Consider the following 18,183-nt stretch of genomic DNA (forward strand, 5'->3'; position numbering starts at 1 on the left):
CCAACGGGCCGGGTCTGGCATTTTGACCCGAGGCGGTTTATCGCACATTTCAGGAAATGTGGATGGCTGGAGTGTGAGGTGATTGAGAGAATAATGACATCGACTAAAAGTGTCAGGCGTGAAGATGAAATCAAAAAAATAAAACGTAAGTCGGAAGAATATCTTTTCTCAATAAATTTGGTTTTGAGAAAATACAATATTACTGGCTTCAACAGAGCAAGCCATTTTCTGGGCCAGGGGGCTGTCGAATCGGGCTATTTGCTCTCTATGCAGGAAACAAGTCAGATACAGCGAACAGAAAATGGCAGGCACTTCGGTGGAAAAATTGTAGAGGATTCTGGAAAGGATGAATCAAATGAACTCGGTCACTGGTATGGTGCGATAGCTTCTGAAGTGGATGTCTATTTCTCCGGAGATAAATACAACAGCAGTGGGGTTAAAATTGCCAGCTCATACAGTTGGCGTAATGGCAACTGCGGCGATGTGGATGCGCAGAAGTTTCGCGGGCGTGGGTTTAAAATGCTTACCGGGCTGGATACCTACTCCAGCTACTGGGTATACCGGGGATGGTTATCAAAAAGCAGTTTTGACGCTTCATGGTGGACAGATCCTCAGTACAGGAGAAAAAATCTTCCCGGGATGATCAAAAGGCCCCCTCAGATAGATGACCCGCAGAAAGTGACGGAAAGTCCATATAGCTGTATTGATACCGGCGCGTTTTATATCGTGTGCTTTAAAAATAAAACCCTGAGAGTGATGGACTCAGATAAGGTCGTCTCGCAGGATGATAATGATGTTGCTGAGCGTGTCACCCGGGAAATTAACGGCGGTACCATCGGTATCGAAGAAAGGAAAAAAACCACCAAGGCTGCCAAGGAGATTTTCAGTGATGAAGTTTAGAATGTTTTTTTATCTTGTTTTTTTAATGTCTTGCTCTGCAAGTGCCGATTTTGAAACTAATAATGTCATTCGTTATGGTGACTTCACGATGTATATGGATAGAAAAGACTCATCCATTATCCATATTGTTAATGATGATGGGGAGAGTGATGTTGCGTGTAGAATAAATAACTGGGAAAGCAAGCATAATTCTGGTGGCGGGATCATATCTATCACCAATGATGAGAAAGGGATACTTATCTATCCAACCAATAAATACCTGTCAACCGCTGAGCTTATGCAGTGTGATTCAGAGGGGGTGGGGCTTCATAAAATTCCGCAGTCAGATGACTGGCGGGATACTATTGTTGATATTAACTTCGAAAAGAAATTGGTTTTGTTAGTGGTTCTGGCAGATGTAAGGAATTTAACGTTTACATCAATATTGTCGAGCTTTGACAGTAATAAAAACTTGCTCTCTGGCCCGGGTTTTTTTAGCGGAAAAAAAAGCGACATGCCGTTTGATATAGGGGATAGTTGGTATGGTGGTAAAATTTCATTAGATGGCAAGTATGTTTCTCCTATTTATCTCAGTTGTTTTGTTGATTCATTTCCCGGACTCTGGGATATCAGGAAAAACAAAAGGGTAGTCTTTGATACTTCACTCGGAGACGATGAAATTAAGGATAGATGTCAGAAGCTATTCGACGGTAAAGCCACGCTTGAAGAATTAGGTGGGAAACTGATTCGTCCTAAAAAGTAGCCTGTCTTTTTTGACGGCAGTGATGAGTCATGCCGTTATTTTATTCAAGGGGTGTTATTTCAGTTTTTCAGCGTAATAGCGGGTATCCGAATGCCTTACTCACTCAAAAATCCACCTGATTTATATAACAGACCGAAACCACCAAAGTTGTCACGCTGGATGACCGCACTGGCCATCATAGCAGCCGTCAGTTTTTTACTGATGCACTTTTTCGGTGGTGATATTGAAGATAAGCCCTTCTGGTGGCTGGCGCTGGGGGCTCCCGCAGCATTATGGCTTACTGCCGGTGTTGCACGGCTTATTATCTGTTTACTTCAAAATATTATGGCTAACGGTTATGACGAAAGGCGCGAACGCTGGATTTTAAGTGAAACACGTAAGTCCCGGCGAGCGTTACAGGTGCTTAACGTGTCGTTTATCACCGGGCACCCTCAGGAAGATCCTCGTGAAGTCGTACAGGCATTGATCAGCCATCAAAATATTATACGTTCTCAGCCGGACTGGAGGGGAGAGAACGGGCACAGGCTTACCCGCTTCAATACTGGAAGTGATTTGAGTGCTGATGCCGTAATTCGTCATGTTTTTTCTCATCTGATTACCGATCTGCCGGTTAATCAGTTCACCGAAGACAGCCGCCTGGTCGTGGCATTTGATCTTTCATCGTCTCTGTCGGAAGAATGCATCAGTGATATCTGGAAAGAAATCTGGCAGGAAACCAATATTCACTGCGCTGTGGAATACAGCATCTGCAACGGACTGACAATGATTGACCACTGGTTGAATCACCGTATTACACAAAACGAAATGCTGTTGGTTGTTGCGCTGCAGGTCATGCCTGAAGAAACGGATTACAGCGCTGAAGTCGCGGTCGCCCTGCTGCTGGGCAACCGGCTGAAGCAGAATATCCTGCAGCCGCTTGCACTCCTTCACCGTCCTGAATTGTCATTACCCGGTCAGCTTGGCACGGGTATGAATATGGCCGCATATAACGTGCCGCTGAAGAATAACATAATCAGTCAACTCTGGCTGGCCGGGCTTTCTGAAGGCCAGCATGAAGAAATGATTATAAATCAGCATTCGCATCCGGCCGGTGCTGTCGAAAATGAGGCCATTATTTTACTGGACAGGCTGACTGGACATGCGGGAGCCGCAGGGACATGGCTGGCCATCGCTGCTGCTGTTTTTGCGGCGGAAAACACCCGAACGCCTCAAATCACCATTACTGGTGAGAGGACAACGGAAATAATGTGGAGCACCGTGATCACGCCAGTGGATCCGGTACAGGAGATGGACACTTGAAACCTTACACATCCTTTCTAATCCCTAAATCATCTGAATTCTGGTTCCTGACTATTCTGCTGCTCCTGCTGACGTGTGCGGTGGCCCTGGGCTTTATCTCATGGCAGCAGCCTGAGCGACTTGGTCTGCTGGCAGAAAGCGTAGCCCGGCAGCGCTGGATGTCATCCTCTTTTACCGTTGCGGTGATTCTGGCGTTATTAACCCTGACCTCCGTTTTTGTCTTGCATCATGCAGGGAGCAGGAGGTTTGAGGATGAATTAAATGCGGTGGAGGGTGATGATATCGCCGGAACGACGGATGAAAAAAAGCAGCCTGCTTCTCAGGCAGTCCTGATGGTACAGGCGATAACGCGCCACCTCCGCACCCGCTACCACCCGTTCTGGCGCTACAAAGTGCGTCTGCTGCTGGTGGTCGGAGATGACGCCGCCCGCGAAGCCCTGCTTCCCGGCCTGCAGGAAAATCAGTGGCTGGAAGGGGCGCGCACCGTGCTGATTGATGGCGGCACTCTTAGCGCCGCGCCGGATGCTGAAAAATATGCCGCGCTGCGCAGGCTGCGTCGTGGCCGTCCGCTGGACGGCGTTATCCGCGTGTTGGCCAGCGGGCAGAACCTGACCCCGCAGCAGAGCGATCGCGACCTGCGCGCGCTGGAAGCGCTCGGCACCCTGCTGGGTTACCAGCCGCCGGTATGGCTGTGGCAGTTGTGCAGCAGCGACTGGTCGCAGGCCGGGCGCGCTGAGCAGGCGGTGGGGGGGACGTTCCCGCCGCGTGCGCAGCCGCAGGATATTGCCTTACAGCTCAACGGCCTGCTGCTGCCGCTGCGCGAGCTGGGCATGGCGCAGATTGCGCAGAATCAGTCGCATGATTTTTTGCTGCGCCTCGGGCAGCGGCTTGAGCAGGGCGGGTGCGGGCGCTGGCAGACCCGGCTGACGCCGTGGCTGTACGCCGCACAGCAGCGTATTTTCCTGCGCGGCCTGATGTTCAGCCTGGCGGAGAACGGCGCGGCGGCGGCATCCTCTGACGGTGCGCTGCCGCGCCATGCCCTGACGCTGCCCGCCAGCTGGCAGGGGGTGGTAAACGACTGCACCCGGCTGCGCGGCCGCCGCGTTGGTATGCCCTGGCAGCAGACGCTGGCCTGGGGGCTGATGACCCTTATCGGCGTGTGGGGTGCGGGGCTGCTGCTCTCCTTTGCGCTCAACCGCCAGCAGATTGTCAGCGTGGCGCAGAAAGCCCGCGCCCTGGTGCAGACGCCAGAGGTGTCAGACCGGCAGCTGACCGGCCTGCATGCGCTGCGTAACGAGGCCGGGCGGCTCAGGCGCTGGCATCATAACGGCGCGCCCTGGTATCAGCGCTTTGGACTTGACCATCATGAACAGCTGCTGGCGGCGATGATGCCGTGGTACGGCGTGGCGAATAACCGCCTGCTGCGCGACCCGGCCAGCGCCGCGCTGCAGCAGCAGCTGACCACACTGGCGGCGCTGCCGCCAGGCAGTCCGCTGCGTGCGGAACGGGCAAAGTCTGCCTACGACCAGCTGAAGGCCTGGCTGATGATGGCGCGCCCGGATAAGGCTGACGGCGCGTTCTATGCGCAGGTGATGAAGAGGGTGCAGCCGGAGCGCGCGGGCATCTCCCCCGGCCTGTGGCAGAGCCTGACGCCGGACCTGTGGGCGTTTTACATCAGCGAGCTGCCGTACCAGCCGCAGTGGAAAATCACCCCGGATCCGCAGCGGGTCAGCCAGAGCCGCCAGGTGCTGCTGCTGCAGATTGGGCAGCGCAATGCCGAAAGCACCCTGTATGAGAACATGTTGAAGTCGGTGCGCCGCAATTTTGCCGACGTCACGCTGGAGGAGATGACCGGCGGCACTGACGCCCGCCGCCTGTTCACCACCCAGGAAGTGGTGCCAGGCATGTTTACCCGCCAGGCGTGGGAAGGCGGCGTGCAGCAGGCGATAGACAACGCGGCGAGGTCGCGCCGCGATGAGATTGACTGGGTGCTGAGCGACAGTCGCCAGAGCATCAAAGCCAGCCTGTTGCCGGAAGCCCTGAAGGAACGCCTGACGCAGCGTTATTTCACCGACTTTGCCGGCAGCTGGCTTAACTTCCTTAACAGCCTGCGTCTGACCCCGGCAGCCAGTATTGCCGCCGTCACCGACCAGCTGACGCTGATGAGCGACGTGCGCCAGTCGCCGCTGATTGCGCTGATGAATACCCTGGTGTGGCAGGGAGAGACCGGGCAGCAGAGTGAAGCGCTGTCGGACTCGCTGATCAAATCGGCGAAGGCGCTGGCAGGCAGCAGCAAAAAACCGCTTATCGACCCGCGCGCCGCCGGTCCTCAGGGGCCGCTTGACGCGACCTTTGGGCCGCTGCTGGCGCTGACGGGCCGTAACAAAACCGCCAGCGCCCTTGCGGGCGATGACAGCCTGAGCCTGCAGACGTACCTGACGCGCATCACCCGCGTGCGCCTGCGCCTGCAGCAGGTGGCGGCCAGCCCGGATCCGCAGGAGAGGATGCAGACCCTGGCGCAGACGGTGTTTCAGGGCAAAAGCGTCGACCTGACCGACACCCGCCAGTACGGCAGCCTGATGGCCGCCAGCCTCGGCGAGGAGTGGAGCGGCTTCGGCCAGACGCTGTTCGTCCGGCCGCTGACCCGGGCGTGGGAGACGGTGCTGCAGCCGTCTGCCGCCAGCCTGAACGACAAATGGGCGCGATCGGTGGTGGCGCTGTGGCACGGCGCGTTTGACGGGCGCTACCCGTTTGCCGCCAGCAATAATGACGCCTCGCTGCCGATGCTGGCCGAATTTATCCGCCGCGATAGCGGGCGCATTGAGCGCTTCCTGAACGCGGAGCTGGGCGGCGTGCTGCATAAAGAAGGCAGCCGGTGGGTGCCGGACCTCACCAGCAGTCAGGGGCTGACCTTTAATCCGGCGTTCCTGAAGGCGGTGGACCAGCTGAGCCAGTTGTCGGACGTGCTGTTCACCGATGGCAGCCAGGGCATCAGCTTTGAGCTGCAGGCGCGGCCGGTGCCTGGCGTGGTGCAGACGCAGCTGACCATCGACGGCCAGCAGCTCAAGTATTTCAACCAGATGGCGCAGTGGCAGACCTTCCGCTGGCCGGGGGACACCTTTAAACCGGGGGCGATGCTGACCTGGAGCACCGCGCGCGCCGGGGCGCGGCTGTTTGGCGACTGGAACGGCAGCTGGGGCTTAATTCGCTGGCTGGAGCAGGGCACACGTCAGCAGCTTGACCGCAGCCGGTGGATGATGCGCTTCAGCGCCCCTGACGGCAGCACCCTGCAGTGGGTGCTGCGCTCGCAGCTGGGCAGCGGCCCGCTACAGCTGCTGCAGCTGCGTAATTTTCAGCTGCCGCCGGAAATATTCAGCGTCGATGCCGCGCAGGCGGCCCGGGTATTGCCAGGCAACGATAATGAGATACCCGCCACGGATGGAGGATCTGAATGACAACCTTACAAAACTTAGTCACCGCCTGCCGCACAGAAGAGGGCCCGCTGGCTCAGCGGGGACGGGCGTACAGGGTTAACTTCCGGCATAAGGAGTTCGTTCATGGCTAAAGGTTATTATCTGGTGCAGGGCGACAAAACGACCTGCGGCGGGCGCATTATTGAAGGGGCAACGGACCACACGCTGTCTGGCAAAGGCGTGGCCCGGGAAAGAGATAAGGCCACCTGCGGTCAGCATCCCGGCATCTTTATGATTGCCGGCGGGATCCGGAATGACGCTATTCAAGGGCGCAGGATGGCGGGAACGCTGGACAGTAGCAGTTCCTGCCCCTGCAGGGCGCGTTTTGTGCCGTCGATGATGCAGGATACCTATGAGAAAGCAGGAGAGTGTTCAAGCACTTCTTTTTCATCCGATGGGCTTATAACTTCCTTACTGGCCCCCTATAAAAATCTGCAACCGGAAGAGAAGAATGAGCGTCATTGTAATCACACTGACGGAGCAATAAGGGTGGCTGAGTATATACTTAGTGAGATTAGGATGAATGTCAGAAGTGAAACGTCAGAAAAAATACGATATTTAATCGACCAGGAGACAATAAAGCACAGGCGTGCCGAATGGAATAAGCTTCCATTTTATGCCAGATTGGCTCCGGTTCCTCAACCTGATTTACTCGCTGCAATGGCCATATGGTATCAGACGGTTAAAACGGGTTCTACCTGGGATCATAAACCTAAGATACGTGATAGATTTTCGGCGATTGCGGTTGCGCGACCTTTGCCAAACACAGGAAAACCATCAAAGTCATATTACCACAAGTTCAAAAAACATGATTATTTTTATGATGTCTGGTCGAATATACATTATGGATACGTCGGGTTGAGCGTTGGTTTTTCGGAGTCACTTCTCTTAAAAGGTTCAACATGGGAACAAAATATGACACCAGGTGCAATGGGAGACGACACTCTGGATGATGTTACGAGTATAAAAATAGGGTTTAGACTTTTTCATCAGCATGGGAAGTATGCTGAAGGCCTGAACGTTAATAGCATACTTAGTGCATTAGAAAATACACCGAATCAGCTATTTCCCAATTCCAGGGGGATGCATTGGTGCTGGAGTGCGGATAATCCGGAAAGGCTTGAGGAGTAGGTGTGAAAAAGAACGGGATGCTGTTTTGTTATTGTATTATTTGCCTGGTTTTTATAGCGGGGTTTTTTATTCAGATAAGACCTGTAATTACAATTGTAAATAATACCGGTAAGGTGTTGTACATATATAAAACTGAGAGTGTCTATGGCGTTGAGCCTGAGCCTTATGAAGTTGGTGAGATTGTAAAGTCAAGACCAAGGATATTAGTGGCTGGTAAAAAATTCAAACTGACGACCTCCTTTATGTCGTTATTAAAAAAGGATGCAGAAATCGATGTTGGGTGGAGGGTTGGTGGTCGATATGAATACAATTCGATCGGTGGGGGGAGTCAGGGGTTTATCCTTTCATCAACGGAAGGTGTTTGCTCTGTGTCGATTGAAATACAGAGTGGTCTTAATAAAAACATCATTAAAACCGTTGCTGGCAATATGTGCTTAAAAAAAATAAAAGCATTTAATTATAAGTATTAACTTTGTGTCGGTAAGGTCCTGGTGATTTCAGTTGATAACTGGAATCTGAATTATTCAATAATTAATACTAAATTAGGAAAATATGGACGACTTAACCCTGCGTTATTACGACGCTGAAATGCGCTACCTGCTTGAAGCCGGTGAAGAGTTTGCCCGCGCCCACCCGGACCGGGCGGCGGCGCTGAATCTGGATAAATCGGGCGCGCGCGACCCGTTCGTTGAGCGCCTGTTTGAAGGCTTTGCCTTTATGATGGGCCGCCTGCGCGAGAAGCTGGACGACGACCTGCCGGAGCTGACCGAAGGGCTGGTCACGCTGCTGTGGCCGCACTACCTGCGCACCATTCCGTCGATGTCGGTGGTGGAGTTCAGCCCGGACTGGCGGGAAATGAAGGAACCGATGCCTCTCGCAAAAGGGTTTGAAGTGCTCTCGCGCCCGATTGGCGAGAAGGCGACCCGCTGTCGCTATACCACCACCCGGGAAATCAGCCTGCAACCGCTGGCGCTGGAGCAGGCCACACTCTCCACCGACCCGGACGGCCGTTCGGTGGTGCGCCTGCGCTTTATCTGCAGCAGCCTGGCCGACTGGAGCCGCGCGGATCTCAGCCTGATCCCGTTCTACTTCAATGCCGATGCGCCGCTGGCCTGTGCGATGCATGAAGCGTTCACCTTAAATACCGCCGGCATCTGGCTACGCCTGCCGGGGGACCCGGATCGCCGCCCGCTGGATGCGCGCTTTACCGCTCTCGGCTTTGCTGAAGATGACCGGCTGTGGCCCAAAGGCGACAGCAGCTTCAGCGGTTATCAGCTGCTGCTGGAGTACTTCACCTTCCGCGAGAAGTTTATGTTCACCGGCCTGCGCGGGCTGGAGAGCGTATCGCTGCCTGCCGGCTTACCCTGGTTTGAAATTGACGTGGTGCTGGCGCAGCGCTGGGAGCACGACTTCACCTTCAGCGGTAAGCACCTGCGGCTGCACTGCGCGCCGGTGATTAACCTCTTTCCGCTGGAGTCCGATCCGCTGACGCTGAACTCGCTGCAGACGGAATATCTGCTGCGTCCGATGCGCGTGCAGGACGGGCATACCGAAATTTATTCCGTTGATTCGGTGAGCTCCTCCGGCAATCACAGCTGGGTGCCGTTCTCCAGCTTTCGCCACAAGGGCGGCATGATGCGCCACGAGGCACCGGAATATTACTACCATACCCGCGTGCGGCGCGGGGCCTCCGGGCTGCATAACACCTGGCTGATCCCCGGTGGTGAAGCCTTTGATAATCATACGGTGCCGGGCGACGAGAGCCTGTCGCTGACGCTGACCGGCACTAACGGCCAGCTGCCGCGCCGCGCCCTGCAAAGCACGCTGCTGGATACCGCGACAAAAACCAGCCCCAGCCGCGTCACGGTGCGCAACCTCTGCGCACCGACGCTGCCCTGTTATCCGCCGAACCGTGACCGCTTCCACTGGCGCGTACTCAGCCACCTTGGCAGCAACTTCCAGTCAATGATGGACAATGCCGATGTGCTGCGCGGCACCCTGGCGCTGTACGAGTGGAGCGATAGCGAGATGAACCGCCGTCGCCTTGAAGCGATCCTCAATGTCAGCCACAGCGAAACCGAGCGTTTTGAGCAGGGCTACCTGCTGCGCGGCGTACAGATTGAAGTGACGCTCGACGGCCACGGCTTTGCCGGGCATGGCGATATCTGCCTGTTCGGCGAGATGCTCAGCCACTTTTTTGCCCTGTATACCGATATCTATCTGTTTAACCGCCTGATTATCATCCTGCAACCCACCGGAGAGCGCCTGGAATGGCAAGAGAAACACAACCGCCGTATTCCCGGCTGAGTCCGCGCATGGAAGCGGAGCTGACGCGGATGAATTTTTACCGCTTCTGCCAGCTGCTGGAAAAACAGCACCCTGACCGGCCGCCGCTCGGCAGCACCAGCCACCCGCAGGACGATGCGGTGCGCCTCACGCCGTGGCCGGGCATGGGCTTTCCCGCCAGCGAGCTGAAAAGCGTTGAATACAGCGGGGACGACGCCACGGAAGCACCGAAAGTGCGCACCACCTTTATGGGGATGTACGGGGTCGACTCGCCGCTGCCGACGGCTTACCTCAACGACATCAGCCAGCGGCGGGAAGGGCACGAGGCGCTGCAGGCTTTTCTCGATATCTTCAGCCATCGCATCCTGACGCAGTTTTACCGCATCTGGCGGAAATACTCTTATCCGGCCACCTTCGAGCGTGGCGGCACGGACAGCATCTCCCGCTCGCTGCTCGGGCTGGTCGGCCTGGGTATTCCCGGTACCGCCAGCCATATCGCCACCCCGGTGTCGCGCTTTCTGGCGCTGCTGGGCGTGCTGCGCCAGCCGGCGAAAACCCAGGAGGGCGTGCAGGCGCTGGTGCGCCTGCTGGCCCCGGAGACGCGGGCGCGGGTCAGCCCGTACTGCCTGCGCCCGGTTGCCATCAGCCGGCCGACCGGTTTTTACGGCGATGACGATTTTTTGCTGGATGGCAGCACGCCGCTGGGCGATGAAGTGATGGAGACCAGCAGCCAGCTGCTGATTGAGCTGATCACCGACAGCGAAAGTGAAGCGCAGGGCTGGATGCCGGACGGCCAGCTGTATCAGGACTTTATGATCATGCTGCGGGTGTATCTCGGCTGGCGCTTTAAAGCAACAATCCGCCTGACCGTCAGCACCGCGCTGCTGGCGGTGGTGCCCCTCGGCGATGCCCCGTTCCGGCTGGGGATGAGCGGCGTGCTGGGCGTGGAAGGGAAAAACGTCCCGGCCGACGTTCCACAGACGTTTACCACGGAGCCGGGCAGCTATCGCGGCCTGCAACCGACCCCATACGTAAAAGGAAATCAGCGTGTTAACTATCTCTTTGACTAACTTTGCCCGCTGGCTGTTGCCGTTGCTGGCCGTGACCCTGAACGGCTGTGGGCTGACGCAGAGCGTCGCCGATGGCACCCGATCTGCCGTGTCCGCCGTGTTCTGTAAAAAAATCAAGGTGCTGCACCTCGATTTTATCGCCCGTGAAGCGCTGAATACCGACACGCGTGAAAGCCATACCCGCCCGCAGTCCGTGGTAATACGTGTTTATCAGCTTAAAGATCGCAGGGCCTTTGACAGGCTGGTTTACCCGCAGCTGGCGACCGGCGGCGATACGCTGTTGGCTGAGGATCTGCCCGCCAGCCGTGACGTGGTGCTGACACCCGGCGGTGCGGTCAGCCTGAACATGCCGATGGAGCCGCAGGCACGGTTCGTGGCGGTGGTGGGGCTGTTCCGCCAGCCGGATCTGACAGGCAACGGCTGGAAGCAGGTGCTGGATCGCGAAGCGCTGGACCCTGACACCGCGCGCGTGCTCGAAGCGAGTGAAAACAGCCTGACCCTGTTGCCGCTTAAGGATCGGTAATGCCGCCGTGGTCAGCCTTTTTTGTGCTCAACGCTGGCGCATTCTGGAGTGTTAAATGCTGTCTTTTATCTCCGGATGCAGCATAAAGATCGGCGTCAGGCTGCCGATAACAGCGGCGGGAGCCCGCTAATCAGGATGGGCCATGTCTTCTCATTCAGGCAATAAGGAACCGCATGTTTAAGCGTATGAAGGTTGTCACCACACTGATTCTGGTATTGGTGTTTTTTGGTGCTTTGCAGTTAATCACCGGTGGGCTGTTTTTCCAGGCCCTGAAGGGCGATAAAGACAATTTTGCCGTGTCGCAGCAGCTGCGGCTGCAGCAGTCGGCGCTGAACGAATCCTGGGTGGCGCTGATTCAGGCGCGTAACACCCTTAACCGTGCCGGTATCCGCTATATGCTCGATGCCAACAATATGGGCAGCGGCAGCACCGTGGCCGAGCTGGTGACGATGGCTCAGGGTCAGCTGAAAGAGGCGGATAAAAACTTCACGGATTGGAACGGGCTGCTGAGCGAGCAGGGGAAGAGCGCCGAAAACGTGCTGGCGATCCAGCAGAACTATAAAATCTTCAGCGGCGCGCTGAACGAGCTGATCGCGCTGATGAACGCCGGCAAGATCAACGAGTTCTTCGACCAGCCGACCACCGGCTATCAGGACGGCTTTGCTAAGGCGCTGCGCAGCTGGCTGGATCGCAACGATGCCCAGGCGGCGGCCGGGGCCGAACACAACCTCGAATCCTATCATCAGGCGATCTGGGTGCTGGCCGGCGCGCTGCTGGTGTCGCTGCTGGCGATTGCCATGGTATGGCGCGGCATCCGTCATATTCTGCTGACGCCGCTGAACGCCAGCATTGCCCATATTCGCCGCATCGCCAGCGGCGATCTGACCCAGCCGATCCCGGTTGAGGGCCGCAATGAGATGGCCCAGCTGGCCGCCAGCCTGGAGCATATGCAGCAGGAGCTGGTGAAAACCGTCAGCGTGGTGCGCGACGGGTCGGACGCCATCTACACCGGCGCCAGCGAAATCGCCGCCGGCAATAACGACCTGTCGGCGCGTACCGAACAGCAGGCCGCCTCGCTGGAGCAGACCGCCGCCAGCATGGAGCAACTGACCGCCACCGTAAAGCAGAACGCCGATAACGCCCGCCAGGCGTCGGTGCTGGCGAAAAACGCCTCGGAAACCGCGCAGAAGGGCGGCCGGGTGGTCGATGGCGTGGTGAAGACCATGAACGACATCGCCGGAAGTTCGAAGAAAATCGCCGACATCACCAGCGTGATCGACGGCATCGCCTTCCAGACCAACATTCTGGCGCTGAACGCGGCGGTGGAAGCGGCGCGCGCCGGCGAACAGGGCCGCGGTTTTGCGGTGGTGGCCGGTGAAGTGCGTAACCTGGCGCAGCGCAGCGCCCAGGCGGCGAAAGAGATTAAAGGTCTGATCGAAGACTCGGTGGCGCGCGTGGATACCGGCTCGGTGCTGGTGGAGAGCGCGGGTGAAACCATGAACGACATCGTCAACGCGGTGACCCGCGTGACGGACATCATGGGCGAGATCGCTTCGGCCTCCGACGAGCAGAGCCGCGGCATCGACCAGGTGGGCACCGCGGTGACCGAGATGGACCGGGTGACCCAGCAGAACGCCTCGCTGGTGGAGGAGTCCGCCTCTGCCGCGGCGTCGCTGGAAGACCAGGCCAGCCGCCTGACCCAGGCGGTGGCGGTGTTCCGCATCAACAAACAGGCCGCGCCTGCCACGGTGCTGAAGCGCCCGGCGGCGACGCCGCAGCCCGCCCGCATCGCCAGCACGCCGGCGTCCGGCGACAGTAACTGGGAAACCTTTTAACTGAGCTAACGGGCCGCCTGCCGTGTGCAGGTGGCCCGCCTTCGCGCTTTTCCTCCGCAGCCATAAAGATTTCCCGCCGATGGCCGATAAAACAATGCAGTAGCTATCCAACAACAATGCAGTAGCTATCCAATCGGGGAAAGGTATGTTGAAGCGTGTGAAAGTGGTCACCAGTCTGGTGCTGGTTTTGGTGTTATTTGGTTCATTACAGTTGATCTCCGGCGGCCTGTTCTTTCAGTCGCTGAAGGGTGACAAAGAAAACTTTACTCTGACGCAGAAGATCCGTGGCGAGCAGGCCAGTCTGACGTCCGCATGGATTGCACTGGTACAAACCCGCAACACGCTCAACCGCGCCGCCACCCGCTACCTGCTGGATACCAAAGGTAATGGCACCGGTGCCGGCATTACTGAACTGCTCGACATGGCGAAAGGCAAGCTGGCCGACGCTGATAAAGAGTACAACGTCTACATTAACAGCCTGACGCCGGAGGTGGCCAGCCAGCCGCACGTGCAGGCCGTTGCCGAGAAGTACAAAGCGCTGCACGCTGCCCTGGCCGAGCTGATCGTGATGCTGGTGGGGAATAACTTCCAGGGCTTTGTCGATCAGCCAACGCAGGGCTACCAGAACGGTTTCGAAGAGGCCTACAACGCCTGGCTGAAGAACTCTGACGCGCTGCTGGCGGCCGGTTCGGCGCAAAACGAGCGCGCCTACGAGCAGGCAATCTGGGTGCTGGCCATCGTGCTGCTGCTGTCGGTAGGCCTGGTGGTAGTGGCCTGGTCAGGGATGCATAAAATCCTGCTGCGCCCGCTGAAAGAGAGCATTGAACACATTCGTCATATCGCCAGCGGCGATCTGACCCGCGACATTGATACCGAAGGCAGGAATGAGATGGCCCAGCTGGCCGCCAGCCTGCAGCATATGCAGCAGGAGCTGGTGAAAACCGTCAGCGTGGTGCGCGACGGGTCGGATGCCATCTACACCGGCGCCAGCGAAATCGCCGCCGGTAATAACGACCTGTCGGCGCGTACCGAACAGCAGGCCGCCTCGCTGGAGCAGACCGCCGCCAGCATGGAGCAGCTGACCGCCACCGTGAAGCAGAACGCCGATAACGCCCGTCAGGCGTCGGTGCTGGCGAAAAACGCCTCGGAAACCGCGCAGAAGGGCGGCCGGGTGGTGGACGGCGTGGTGAAGACCATGAACGACATCGCCGGCAGCTCGAAGAAGATCGCCGATATCACCAGCGTGATCGACGGCATCGCCTTCCAGACCAACATTCTGGCGCTGAACGCGGCGGTGGAAGCGGCGCGCGCCGGCGAGCAGGGCCGCGGCTTTGCGGTGGTGGCCGGCGAAGTGCGTAACCTGGCGCAGCGCAGCGCCCAGGCGGCGAAAGAGATTAAGGGGCTGATCGAAGACTCGGTGGCGCGCGTGGATACCGGCTCGGTGCTGGTGGAGAGCGCCGGTGAAACCATGAATGACATCGTCAACGCGGTGACCCGCGTCACCGATATTATGGGTGAGATCGCTTCGGCCTCCGACGAGCAGAGCCGCGGCATCGACCAGGTGGGCACCGCGGTGACCGAGATGGACCGGGTGACCCAGCAGAACGCCTCGCTGGTGGAGGAGTCCGCCTCTGCCGCGGCGTCGCTGGAAGACCAGGCCAGCCGCCTGACCCAGGCGGTGGCGGTGTTCCGCATCAAGAAACCGGTGCTGAGCGGCGTGCTGCAGCAGCGGCCGCACGCCGCACCGGCGGCCGCGCCGCGTAAGGCGCTGGCAGCCCCGGCTTCGGCCTCGGACGATAACTGGGAAACCTTTTAAGTGAAGAAATCGCCGCTGTTGGCTCCACAGGAAACCGCCACGCTGCTGACCCAGATGGTTCAGCGGCTGCCGTTATCCGATACGCATTTTAAGCGTATCAGTCAGTTGATCTATCAGCGAGCCGGCATCGTTCTCGCCGATCACAAGCGGGAAATGGTTTATAACCGTCTGGTGCGCCGCCTGCGCACCCTTGGCCTTGACGATTTTGGCCGCTATCTGGCGTTGCTTGAGAGCGAGCAGAACAGCGCGGAGTGGCAGGCGTTTATCAATGCGCTGACCACCAACCTGACCGCCTTTTTCCGCGAGGCGCACCATTTTCCGCTGCTGGCCGAGCACGCTAAACGCCGCAGCGGCAGCTTTAACGTCTGGTGTGCCGCGGCGTCGACCGGCGAAGAGCCTTACTCGATCGCCATGACGCTGGCGGAAACCCTGGGCAGCGGGCCGGGGAAATTTCAGGTCACCGCCAGCGATATCGACACCCAGGTACTGGAGACCGCGCTGGCCGGCGTCTACCGCCAGGAGGAGCTGCGTACGCTCTCGCCCTCGCAGCTACAGCGCTTCTTCCTGCGCGGCACCGGCCCGCACGAGGGCAAAGTACGGGTGCGCCCGGAGCTGGCCAGTATGGTCAACTTTATGCAGCTCAACCTGCTGGCCAACGAATGGACGCTGCCGGGACCGTTTGACGCTATTTTTTGTCGCAACGTGATGATCTACTTCGATAAAGAAACCCAGGAGAAGATTTTACGGCGCTTTGTACCGCTGCTGAAACCCGGGGGCCTACTGTTCGCCGGTCATTCAGAGAACTTCAGTCAGATCAGCCGCGAGTTCTATCTGCGGGGTCAGACAGTCTATGGACTGACTAAGGAAAGGTAATGAGTAAAATCAGAGTGTTATGCGTTGATGACTCGTCGCTGATGCGTCAGCTGATGACCGAGATCATCAACAGCCACAGCGATATGGAAATGGTGGCCACCGCCCCGGACCCGCTGGTCGCCCGTGACCTGATCAAACAATACAACCCGGACGTGCTGACGCTCGACGTTGAGATGCCGCGCATGGATGGCCTCGATTTTCTGGAAAAGCTGATGCGCCTGCGGCCGATGCCGGTGGTGATGGTCTCTTCGCTGACCGGTAAAGGGTCGGAAATCACCCTCAGGGCGCTGGAGCTGGGCGCGGTGGACTTTGTCACCAAGCCATCGCTGGGGATCCGCGAAGGGATGCTGGCCTACAGCCAGATGATTGGCGATAAGGTGCGTGCCGCCTCGCGTGCGCGGCTGCATACCCGCAGCCCGCTGCCCGCGCCGGTCATGCTGAAGGCCGGGCCGCTGCTCAGTAGTGAAAAGCTGATCGCCATCGGTGCCTCCACCGGCGGCACGGAGGCGATTCGCCACGTGCTGCAGCCGCTGCCGCCGACCAGCCCGGCGCTGCTGATCACCCAGCATATGCCGCCCGGCTTTACCAAATCGTTCGCCGAGCGGCTGAACAAGCTGTGCCAGATTACGGTGAAAGAGGCGGAAGACGGTGAGCGTGTCCTGCCAGGCCATGCCTACATCGCACCGGGTGCCATGCATATGGAGCTGGCGCGCAGCGGCGCGAACTACCAGATCAAACTGAATGACGGACCGCCGGTTAATCGTCATAAACCGTCGGTCGATGTGTTGTTTAACTCAGTGGCGCAGTTCGCCGGACGGAACGCCGTAGGCGTGATCCTCACCGGCATGGGCAACGACGGTGCTGCAGGGCTGCTGGCGATGAGTAAAGCCGGCGCCTGGACCATCGCCCAGAACGAAGCGAGCTGTGTGGTATTTGGCATGCCGCGAGAGGCAATCGCCCTCGGGGGAGCCAGTGAAGTGGTGGATCTCCACCAAATCAGCCAGCATATGCTGGCAAAAATTAGCGCCGGACAGGCATTACGTATCTGATGCGGTCCCGTGGGGCTGTTGCAAACAGGAGTAGGTATGGCAGATAAGAATATGCGGTTTCTGGTGGTCGACGATTTCAACACGATGCGTCGTATCGTCCGTAACCTGCTGAAGGAACTGGGTTTTAACAATGTTGAAGAGGCAGAAGATGGCCAGGACGCGCTGAACAAGCTGCGCACCGGCGGTTTTGACTTCGTCATCTCCGACTGGAATATGCCGAACATGGATGGCCTGCAGCTGCTGCAGGCGGTGCGCGCCGATGCGACCCTGTCGTCGTTGCCGGTACTGATGGTCACCGCGGAAGCGAAGAAAGAGAACATCATTGCAGCTGCCCAGGCGGGCGCCAGTGGTTACGTTGTGAAACCGTTCACCGCGGCGACGCTGGAAGAGAAACTGGGTAAGATCTTCGAAAAGCTGGGTATGTAAGGAGCCGAGATGAGCACTTTTCCGCAACCAAATGTTGATGCTGCTTCGGCGCAGGACATTATCTCCAAAATAGGTTCACTGACGCGGATGCTGCGCGACAGTCTGCGAGAGCTGGGTCTGGATCAGGCAATCGCCGAAGCGGCGGAGGCTATTCCGGATGCCCGTGACCGCCTGGATTATGTGGTACAGATGACCGCGCAGGCGGCCGAACGTGCGCTGAACTGCGTGGAGGCCGCTCAGCCACGCCAGTCTCAGCTGGAGAGTGAAGCGAAAGCACTGAAAGGGCGCTGGGATGAGTGGTTTGAACATCCTGTTGAACTTGCGGATGCTCGCGCTCTGGTTACGGATACCCGTGGGTATCTTGATTCTGTGCCGCAGCATACTGCCTTTACCAACGCGCAGCTGCTGGAAATTATGATGGCGCAGGATTTCCAGGATCTCACCGGGCAGGTGATCAAACGCATGATGGACGTGATCCAGGAGATTGAGCGCCAGCTGCTGATGGTGTTACTGGAGAACATGCCGGAGCCTAACGCACGTGCGAAACGTGAGAATGATAATCTGCTGAACGGCCCGCAGATTAACGCCGCCGCACCAAACGTGGTGGCGAACCAGGATCAGGTTGATGACCTGCTGGACAGTCTCGGTTTCTGATTTTCCGGGGCGGAGCTTCCTCCGCCCCTGCTTCCCTTCCCGATAAGCTGAATAACCCCCGTTTTACGCGTTTACTCGCGGCATTACCCCTGCCTGAATTTGGCAT

At 57.9% G+C, this 18,183-nt stretch carries 14 protein-coding genes and 1 pseudogene; all 15 read left to right on the top strand.

Features of this window, described 5'->3' with window-relative positions; genetic code table 11:
* Positions 1 to 900: pseudogene (locus tag ASF13_RS21845) on the top strand (M23 family peptidase); the annotation flags it as partial.
* The gene (locus tag ASF13_RS21850; protein WP_156365642.1) at positions 887 to 1,642 is read left to right on the top strand and encodes a hypothetical protein; all 756 of its coding nucleotides are present in this window, start codon (positions 887 to 889) and stop codon (positions 1,640 to 1,642) included. The pseudogene ASF13_RS21845 and the gene ASF13_RS21850, both read left to right, overlap by 14 nt.
* 90 nt (positions 1,643 to 1,732) lie before the next feature.
* On the top strand, positions 1,733 to 2,941 hold the full coding sequence (locus ASF13_RS21855; protein WP_056242465.1) for a hypothetical protein: 1,209 nt from the start codon (positions 1,733 to 1,735) through the stop codon (positions 2,939 to 2,941).
* Positions 2,938 to 6,396 carry an ImcF-related family protein gene (locus tag ASF13_RS21860; protein ID WP_056241794.1) on the top strand — a complete coding sequence of 1,153 codons (3,459 nt, stop codon included), beginning with the start codon at positions 2,938 to 2,940 and terminating at the stop codon, positions 6,394 to 6,396. Before ASF13_RS21855 ends, ASF13_RS21860 begins: the two co-directional genes overlap by 4 nt.
* Before the next feature lie 102 nt (positions 6,397 to 6,498).
* Complete coding sequence (locus tag ASF13_RS21865) at positions 6,499 to 7,545, top strand: polymorphic toxin type 44 domain-containing protein (RefSeq protein ID WP_056241797.1); 1,047 nt, start codon at positions 6,499 to 6,501, stop codon at positions 7,543 to 7,545.
* Positions 7,546 to 7,547: 2 nt separating this feature from the next.
* On the top strand, positions 7,548 to 8,015 hold the full coding sequence (locus tag ASF13_RS21870; RefSeq protein WP_156365643.1) for a hypothetical protein: 468 nt from the start codon (positions 7,548 to 7,550) through the stop codon (positions 8,013 to 8,015).
* A gap of 82 nt (positions 8,016 to 8,097) precedes the next feature.
* Entirely contained in the window at positions 8,098 to 9,852 is a 1,755-nt protein-coding gene (gene tssF / locus ASF13_RS21875; RefSeq protein ID WP_056241801.1) for a type VI secretion system baseplate subunit TssF, read from the top strand.
* Entirely contained in the window at positions 9,816 to 10,901 is a 1,086-nt protein-coding gene (tssG, locus tag ASF13_RS21880; RefSeq protein ID WP_056241804.1) for a type VI secretion system baseplate subunit TssG, read from the top strand. The genes tssF and tssG overlap by 37 nt, the downstream gene beginning before the upstream one ends.
* A complete protein-coding gene (gene tssJ, locus ASF13_RS21885; RefSeq protein ID WP_056241807.1) occupies positions 10,879 to 11,424 on the top strand; it encodes a type VI secretion system lipoprotein TssJ in 546 nt (181 codons plus the stop codon). Before tssG ends, tssJ begins: the two co-directional genes overlap by 23 nt.
* Positions 11,425 to 11,597: 173 nt before the next feature.
* Positions 11,598 to 13,259 (top strand): methyl-accepting chemotaxis protein, encoded by a 1,662-nt coding sequence (locus ASF13_RS21890; RefSeq protein ID WP_056241811.1) that lies wholly within the window; start codon positions 11,598 to 11,600, stop codon positions 13,257 to 13,259.
* A 145-nt stretch (positions 13,260 to 13,404) separates the two neighbouring features.
* Positions 13,405 to 15,075: a methyl-accepting chemotaxis protein gene (locus ASF13_RS21895; RefSeq protein WP_056241815.1), complete on the top strand. Its 1,671-nt coding sequence runs from the start codon at positions 13,405 to 13,407 to the stop codon at positions 15,073 to 15,075.
* Positions 15,076 to 15,129: 54 nt separating this feature from the next.
* Positions 15,130 to 15,948, top strand: a complete 819-nt coding sequence (gene cheR / locus ASF13_RS21900; RefSeq protein WP_369814411.1) for a protein-glutamate O-methyltransferase CheR — start codon at positions 15,130 to 15,132, stop codon at positions 15,946 to 15,948.
* Positions 15,948 to 16,997: a chemotaxis response regulator protein-glutamate methylesterase gene (locus tag ASF13_RS21905; RefSeq protein WP_056241823.1), complete on the top strand. Its 1,050-nt coding sequence runs from the start codon at positions 15,948 to 15,950 to the stop codon at positions 16,995 to 16,997. Before cheR ends, ASF13_RS21905 begins: the two co-directional genes overlap by 1 nt.
* A 36-nt stretch (positions 16,998 to 17,033) precedes the next feature.
* Positions 17,034 to 17,423 (top strand): chemotaxis response regulator CheY, encoded by a 390-nt coding sequence (cheY, locus tag ASF13_RS21910; RefSeq protein ID WP_056241826.1) that lies wholly within the window; start codon positions 17,034 to 17,036, stop codon positions 17,421 to 17,423.
* Between the two features lie 9 nt (positions 17,424 to 17,432).
* Entirely contained in the window at positions 17,433 to 18,077 is a 645-nt protein-coding gene (cheZ, locus tag ASF13_RS21915) for a protein phosphatase CheZ (protein WP_056241829.1), read from the top strand.
* Positions 18,078 to 18,183 lie beyond the last annotated feature (106 nt).

The organism is Erwinia sp. Leaf53, from assembly GCF_001422605.1.
In the GTDB taxonomy this organism is placed as follows: Bacteria; Pseudomonadota; Gammaproteobacteria; order Enterobacterales; family Enterobacteriaceae; genus Erwinia.

What these genes read in the sequence shown, in the direction of transcription:
- ASF13_RS21855 (WP_056242465.1), top strand. Translation starts at nt 1,733, where the DNA reads ATGCCTTACTCACTCAAAAATCCACCTGATTTATATAACAGACCGAAA.
- tssF (WP_056241801.1), top strand. Translation starts at nt 8,098, where the DNA reads ATGGACGACTTAACCCTGCGTTATTACGACGCTGAAATGCGCTACCTG.
- ASF13_RS21895 (WP_056241815.1), top strand. Translation starts at nt 13,405, where the DNA reads ATGTTGAAGCGTGTGAAAGTGGTCACCAGTCTGGTGCTGGTTTTGGTG.
- ASF13_RS21905 (WP_056241823.1), top strand. Translation starts at nt 15,948, where the DNA reads ATGAGTAAAATCAGAGTGTTATGCGTTGATGACTCGTCGCTGATGCGT.
- cheZ (WP_056241829.1), top strand. Translation starts at nt 17,433, where the DNA reads ATGAGCACTTTTCCGCAACCAAATGTTGATGCTGCTTCGGCGCAGGAC.
- tssG (WP_056241804.1), top strand. Translation starts at nt 9,816, where the DNA reads ATGGCAAGAGAAACACAACCGCCGTATTCCCGGCTGAGTCCGCGCATG.
- cheR (WP_369814411.1), top strand. Translation starts at nt 15,130, where the DNA reads ATGGTTCAGCGGCTGCCGTTATCCGATACGCATTTTAAGCGTATCAGT.
- cheY (WP_056241826.1), top strand. Translation starts at nt 17,034, where the DNA reads ATGGCAGATAAGAATATGCGGTTTCTGGTGGTCGACGATTTCAACACG.
- ASF13_RS21890 (WP_056241811.1), top strand. Translation starts at nt 11,598, where the DNA reads ATGTTTAAGCGTATGAAGGTTGTCACCACACTGATTCTGGTATTGGTG.
- ASF13_RS21865 (WP_056241797.1), top strand. Translation starts at nt 6,499, where the DNA reads ATGGCTAAAGGTTATTATCTGGTGCAGGGCGACAAAACGACCTGCGGC.